This is a genomic window from Kitasatospora sp. NPDC091257 (assembly GCF_044757675.1).
Classification (GTDB): domain Bacteria; phylum Actinomycetota; class Actinomycetes; order Streptomycetales; family Streptomycetaceae; genus Kitasatospora; species Kitasatospora lactacystinica.
In genome coordinates this window covers 1-1,509 of the sequence record NZ_JBIVVI010001648.1, presented here as the reverse complement: position 1 = coordinate 1,509, position 1,509 = coordinate 1, and the positions used below count along the sequence as shown (strand labels likewise).

At 78.3% G+C, this 1,509-nt stretch carries 2 protein-coding genes; one reads left to right on the top strand and one right to left on the bottom strand.

Annotated features, from left to right (window positions below; translation table 11 throughout):
• Positions 1-95: 95 nt before the first annotated feature.
• Complete coding sequence (locus ACIQOV_RS41000; RefSeq protein WP_401056177.1) at positions 96-218, top strand: hypothetical protein; 123 nt, start codon at positions 96-98, stop codon at positions 216-218.
• A gap of 110 nt (positions 219-328) precedes the next feature.
• On the opposite strand, the gene ACIQOV_RS40995 is transcribed toward ACIQOV_RS41000, so the two are convergent.
• Positions 329-1,336: an Acg family FMN-binding oxidoreductase gene (locus ACIQOV_RS40995; protein ID WP_401056175.1), complete on the bottom strand. Its 1,008-nt coding sequence runs from the start codon at positions 1,334-1,336 to the stop codon at positions 329-331.
• Positions 1,337-1,509: the final 173 nt, after the last annotated feature.

The window sequence follows — 1,509 nt, the reverse complement described above, 5'->3', positions numbered from 1 at the left end:
TCGCCTTCCGGCACAGTCCGTCGCTGCGGCTCGCCGCCCAGGTGCTGCCCGCGGCCGAACGGCCGCGCTGACCGTCCCCGGAGGACGCGGACCTGATGATCGCCGACCCGCCGCAGCTGCGGGCCGGCCAGTGGGTGGAGTTCACCCTCGCCTTCCGGCACAGTCCGTCGCTGCGGCTCGCCGCCCAGGTGCTGCCCGCGGCCGAACGGCCGCGCTGACCGTCCCCGAAGGCCCCTGGGGCCCGAAGCCCGACGGCTTCGAGCCCCAGGGGCCGGGGAGACGCTCCAGGCGGGGCGCTCCGAGTGACGCCCGGGGCAGGGCGCTCGGCTCAGGCGGGACGCTCCCCGAGCGTCTCCTCCACCGTCCGGCGCGGGGTCGCCGCACCGGGCGGGCCGTAGCCGGCCCGCAGCACCAGCTGGACGTGCCCCGGACCGGCGGCCGGGTCGCGCAGCGCCCAGCGAATGTCCGGCCACTCGATCGCCTGGTGCCAAATGGTGAGCCGGACGCCGTGCACCGTGGCCAGCAGCCAGACCCGCTCCAGCGCCTGCCCGGTGCGCAGCCAGTCCAGCGGGCCGTCGCCGGGAGTGGTGAGGGTGCACAGCTGGGGCAGCGCCTCGAACCGCCGGGAGGGCTGCGCGGGCGCCTCCGGCGGGCGGCCGGCGAACTCGCGCATCGGCACCCGGGCGTCGTGGTCCTGCGGGCCGAGCGCGGCCTGCGGGATGCCGTCCTCGGCGGTGCCGTCGTCGGACCGCAGCCAGGCGCGGGACTCGGCGACGCGGGCCGGGTCGTCGGCGATGCGGCGCTCGGCCTCGGCGGTCAGCGCCTGCACCCGCCGCACGCCGTCCTCCTCCAGTGCGGCGAGCGCGACGCCCTCCTCGCGGGCGGCGGCCATCAGCTCGCCGATCACCGCCTCGGGGACGTCGCGCTGGGTGAAGGGCTCGCGGCTGGAGTGCCGGGCGGCGATCGCGGGGTAGAGGTCACGGCCGAAGGGCGTCTCCTCGACGGCCGGCCGGGAGAGGTCGAGCACGGCGAGCAGGCCGGGATCGGCGGCCTCCGGCAGCAGCCGGACCTGCGGTTCCCGGTCCAGCCGGCCGGCCGCCACCCGCAGGTTGAACACGGCCGCGCCGACCGCGATGTGCACCGCGGCGCCGACCGGGTCGGCCAGGGGTACGGAACGCCCGGCGTCGGCGTGCACGGCGAGCCCGCGCCCGTCCGGGGTCGGCGCGAAGCGCCAGGGCTGGCTGTTGTGCAGCGAGGGCGCCGCGCCGCCGGCCGCGGCGAGCAGGCGCAGGTCGGCCGCGCTGAGCATCTGGGTGAGAGCCGGGTCGAGCGTCATGGCGATCCACTCCTTCAACCGCGAGGCTTCGGCTTCAACCGCGGGGTTCGACTGCACGGGGCCCGCGGGTCCCGCTGCTTACGAGCGTGCGCGCCCCGACCGGTCCGGGAACAGGGCCCTTGGACCCGTCCTCGCGGCCGCCGGGCCGGGGGCGCCCCCGCGGGCGGGGCGGG

What these genes read in the sequence shown, in the direction of transcription:
- ACIQOV_RS40995 (WP_401056175.1), bottom strand. Translation starts at nt 1,336, where the DNA reads ATGACGCTCGACCCGGCTCTCACCCAGATGCTCAGCGCGGCCGACCTG.
- ACIQOV_RS41000 (WP_401056177.1), top strand. Translation starts at nt 96, where the DNA reads ATGATCGCCGACCCGCCGCAGCTGCGGGCCGGCCAGTGGGTGGAGTTC.